At 70.9% G+C, this 4,865-nt stretch carries 2 protein-coding genes; both read right to left on the reverse strand.

Features of this window, described 5'->3' with window-relative positions:
• Nucleotides 1–8: 8 nt before the first annotated feature.
• Nucleotides 9–1,799 (reverse strand): peptidase MA family metallohydrolase, encoded by a 1,791-nt coding sequence (locus D7W79_RS38800; RefSeq protein WP_120530274.1) that lies wholly within the window; start codon nucleotides 1,797–1,799, stop codon nucleotides 9–11.
• Nucleotides 1,796–4,865: DUF4175 family protein (locus D7W79_RS38805; protein WP_439099274.1), on the reverse strand; the 3,070-nt coding region annotated here is incomplete at its 5' end. The genes D7W79_RS38805 and D7W79_RS38800, both read right to left, overlap by 4 nt.

Genomic DNA, 4,865 nt, shown 5'->3' on the forward strand with positions numbered 1-4,865 from the left:
GAGGGGGGCTACTTGGCGGGTGGCGGCGCCGGGGAAGGTTTCGGCGCGGCCTTCGGCGCTGGAGCAGGCTTCGGCGTGTCGGGCGTGCCGGCGGGGACGTTCTTCGTCTCCGACAGCTCGTCCTCCGCGCGCAGGAAGGCCTGGGCGGCGCGGTCCACGTCGTCGGGCTTGAGGCCCGTGAGGTTGGCGGCGGCCACGCGCGTGCGCGACGCGAGCGCCGTCTCCCCCAGCGCGCCGTGGATGCGCGTGAGGGCCACGTGGATCTCCGGGTCGAACGGATCCGAAGCCAGCGCCTCCAGGTAGGCCGTCTTCGCCTTCGGGTAGTCCTTGCGGAACAGCAGGATGCGGCCCAGGTGCACGTTGGTGGAGGGCGAGCCCGGGTGCATGCGCAGGGAGCCGCGCAGCACGGACTCCGCCTCATCCAGCCGGCGCAGCTCCAGCAGCGCGAGCGCGAACTTGTTGGAGACGGACTCGTACTTGTCCCCCACCAGCTTGTGCGCCCGCGCGTACTCCTCCGCGGCGGCCTTCACGCGGTTGCGCTCGCGCAGCACCTCGCCCAGGTGCGCGAACTTGCGCGCGGGGACCTCCGTCACCTCGGAGAAGCCGCCGAAGGAGATTTCACGCCCCTTCTTCTCGCTGTCCTTCTTTTCGCCCTTGGCGTCCTCCTTGAGCACCACGCGGTCGTCGCGCGGCACCAGCTCCTGGGGGAAGGGCTGCTTCTTCACGTAGGACAGCCACGTCTTCTCGAAGAGGGGGAAGGGCATGCCCGTCGCCGCCTCCACCGCCTTCTTGTCCGGCTGGCCCGCCTTCAGCTCCTGCAAGAGGGTGCGCAGGCCCGCGGTGCCCTTGGTGCCGTGGATGTAGTCGATGGCGTAGAACACCTCCGCGAACGCGGTGGCCGCGTCCTCCGCCGTGGGCAGCATGGCGATGGAGGGGTGCATCTTCTCGAAGGGGATGAGCTTGTCCTCCTTCACGCGCTTGCCCAGCAGGGCCTGCGTGGAGGGCGTCATGGCCAGGCCGCCCTTGCCGCGCCAGCGCGACTCCAGGAACTTGGCCAGGCCCTCGTGCAGCCAGATGGGCACGGTGTTGTGGGACAGCTGGCTGACCACCAGGTGCACGTACTCGTGCGCCAGCGTGTCCTGCCAGTCGTAGCCCTGCGCCACGGCCTTGGGGCTGGTCACCATCAGCTTGTTGAACTTGCAGATGGCGATGGTGCCCGTGGTGCGGATCTGCTTCTCCGTCAGGGTGCTGACGCGGGACAACTCGCGCGCGTTGTTCACCACCTCCACGCGCACCTTGCCCGGCGGCGTCCAGCCCAGGTCCTGCGCGAGCGCGCGGTGGATGGACTCCAGCGTCTCCAGCGCGTAGGGCACCAGCACCTCTTCCTTGCCCTTCGGGTAGAAGAAGATGAAGTGCTCGCTCTCCGCGCGCTGGTGGTCCTTGACGATGGCGCGCGTGTCCTTCGCGAGCCGCAGGTAGCTGCCCGGCTTGTCCTCGATGTTGGCCGCTTCCAGCAGCCCCACCGCGTCCTCGTACTGGCCCTCCTCGAAGGCGACGCGCCCCTGGAAGTACTTCAGGGGCTCCAGTTCGGACGGCACGCGCTTCTCGACCTCGGCCAATTCGCGGCGCGCGGTGCCCACGTCCCAGTCGTCCAGCGACTGCTCCACCTTGCTCAGCCGCTGCTTCACCTCTTCCTTGAGGGCCGCGTCGGGCGGCTGCGCGAAGGCCGTGGGGACGGCGAGGAGCAGGGCGCACAGGACGCCCAGGCAGGGGATGGACGCGTGCGTGCGGCGGCTCACTTCACCAGCTCCTCGTAGTAGCGCTTCACCTGCTCGCGGTACTTCTCCGGCGCGCCCTGCTTCATCGCGTCCAGCAGGTCCTTGCGGAACTCGCGAGGCGCCTGGAAGGCGTCCTCGTCCGGCAGCTCCACCTTGTCCTGCGGGTTGCGGCCGTTGCCCTCCTGCTGGCGGCCGGAGCCCATGGGCATGGGCAGCCCGCGGCCGCCCTTGCGGCCCTGCTGGCTCTGCTTCATCTGCTGCTGGAAGCGCTTGAGGCCCTCCATGGCGGCCTGCTGTTCGCCGTAGCCGCGGCCGGGGTCCTTGCCCTGCATGCGCTGGGACGCCTCGCCCATGCGCTGGCCAATCTCATCCATCTGCTGGCCGGCCTCCTCCCCGAACAGCGGCGCCGTCTGCTCCATGTCCTCCATCTGCTGGCGCAGGCCCTGCGCGCGCTGCTCCAGCTGCTGCTGGCGCTGGCCCAGCTGCTGGAGCTGCTGCTTCTCCTGCTGCGACAGCTGCGAGCCCGGCGGCGGGAAGAGGTTCTGCAGCTGCTGGCTCACGTCCGACACGTCGCGCGCGTCCTTCTTGAGCTGCTCCGCGAGCTTCGCGGACTGCTGACGCACCTCCGGCGGGTTGCCGAACATCTCGTCCAGCTGGCGCTGCTGCTCGCCCATGCTGGACAGCTGGCGCGCGGCGTCCTCGGCGCGGGCGGCGGACTCCGCGGCGAGGTCGAAGTCGTCCACCTTGAGCGCGTTCTCCACGTTGCGCAGCTCGGACTGGGCCTCTTCCAGGGGGCGGGCCGCGCGGCTGTTGAGGCGACCCGGGTCGAGCTTCTGGTAGTGCTCCTGCACCTGCTGCACCTTGCGCGCGAGCTCGTCCTTGAGGGCCTGGCCCTTCTCCTTGAGCCGGTCGCGGTTCTGGTTGCGGGCCTGGTCGCGCAGGGCGCGCGTCTGCTCGGCGACCTTCTGCTGTTCGTCCATGGTGCCCTGCAGGTCGTCCATGAACTTGCCGAACTTCTCCGCCAGCTCCGGGTACTGCTCCGCGCCGAAGTCCTCCTGGGACTTGTCCATGGAGTCGAGCATCTCGTCCATCTGCATGCCCAGCTCCTGGAGCTTCGCCAGGGCCTCGTCCGCCTTGCCCTCCTGCATCAGGCGCTCGACCTCATCCATGGCGCCCTGCATGTCCTCCTGCTCCATCATCTCCGACAGCGCCTCGGCGTTGAGGTGCTCGTCGCGGATGCCCTTGCGCAGCTCCGCCATGCGCTGCATCAGCTCCTGGATGCGCGACTTGAGCTGCTGGATCTGCTGCATCACCTGCTCGCGCGCGGCCTCGTCCGGGTTGGCCTTGAACTGCTCGATGAGGCGCGACAGGTCGCGGCGCTCGTTGGCCAGCTGCTTCGTCAGCTCCTGGAGCGCCTCCAGCTTCTGCCGGTCCAGCAGCGACTCCAGGTAGAGGATGTCGCGCTCCAGGCCCTCGATTTCGTCCTCCACCACGGCGGTGAGCCGGGTGCCGGTGCCCCAGTCCTCGCCGCGCGCGCGCTGGGTGCGCAGGTACAGGCGGCGGAAGTCGGAGGTGGTGCCCACGCTTCGCTTGAGCTCCCCGCCGATGTTCAACAGCGCGGAGATGATCTCCTTGGGCACGTCCTTCTCGCGCGACAGCGCGGAGCCCTGCGCGCGGAAGTCGTCCGCGAGCTGCTGGCCGTTGGTGTCCGTGGACTTCGCGCTCTCCACCGCCTGCGCGTCCTTCTGCTTCGCGCGGTCGGGGCCCTCCAGGCGGTCCGCCAGGTGGTCCACGAGCCGGCCCCACAGGACCTCGGCCTTCTCCAGGGCGGCGCGGCGGTGCTCGGCGGCGCTGTAGACGCGCAGGGTCTGCGTGCGGCTGACGCCCTTCTTGGGGCCCTCCACCGCGTCGTTGTCCTTCGCCTCCACGTAGTAGGTGATGCGGTCGCCGGGGGCGGGCTTGAGGGGCCCCAGGTCCCAGTTGAAGGTGCCCCGGCTGCGGCGGCTGTCCTCGCGCGGCAGGTTCACGCGCGTCTCCTGCTTCGCGCCGGGCATGCGGAACACCAGCGCCAGGCCGGACAGGCCGTAGTCGTCGGTGGCCTCGTACTTGAGCGTCACCGTCTGGCCGGGGTCGACTTCAATCTCCGCGGACGGCGTGAGCAGCGTCACCTGGGGGGACTTGTCCGCCTCCACGGTGAGGGGGATGTCCGGGCCCACCGCGAGCGGCTTCGCGCGCGCGCCGTAGAAGACGAAGTGGTAGTGGCCGCCCTGCTTCGCGACGAAGCTGCCGGTGAGCTCCCGGCCGCCGGTGACGGTGAGGGGCAGCGTCTGGTCGTTGACGACGACCTCCGCGCGCTCGATGGGGCGGTCCGAGCGCGTCTTCAGCGCGACCTCGGTGCCGGCGGGCGCGCTGACCTCGCCGTTGGTGCCCGGCACGGTGCGCGGCGCGAGGCCGGTGTACGCGGGGTAGCGGTACGTGAGTTCGATGTCGCCGGTGATGGGCTCCACCTGCGCGGCGGTCTCCGGACGCGAGGCCTGCTCACGCAGGTGCTTCCAGCCCGCGGCCCACCGGCCGCCCACGAAGAACATCAGCACCGCGAGCAGCAGCACCGCGCCGCCGCACGCCATGGCCACGCGGCGCAGCGGCTGGCGGTCCACCACGAGCCCCGGGTCCACCGTGCGGGCCCGCTCGTCCATCTGCCGCAGGAACGCGTCCGCGAGCTGGGGGGACCAGCCGGCCTCCTCCCGGCGCTCGCGCGACAGCTCCACCGCGGCGAGCACGTCCAGCGACAGCTCCGGGCGGCGCTGGCCCACGAGCCGGGCGGTGAGCAGGTCGTCGCCCACCTGCCGACGCGCGAGCACGACGCCGAAGAAGCACGCCACCGCCACGCCCGCCGGCACGGCCAGCCACAGGAGCGCCTGCGCGAATCCCGGCGCCACCCGGCCCAGCAGGCCCGTGGCGAACAGGAGCACGAGGGCCGTGACGGCGCCCAGCAGGATGCCCTGGGCCCAGAGCTGGCGGCGCTGGCGGGCGCGCACCTGGGCGAGCAGGTCCGCCACGCCCCGGGAGCGCGCTTCGCGCCGGGCC

The sequence above is a fragment of the Corallococcus exercitus genome, from assembly GCF_003611585.1.
Lineage (GTDB): Bacteria > Myxococcota > Myxococcia > Myxococcales > Myxococcaceae > Corallococcus > Corallococcus exercitus.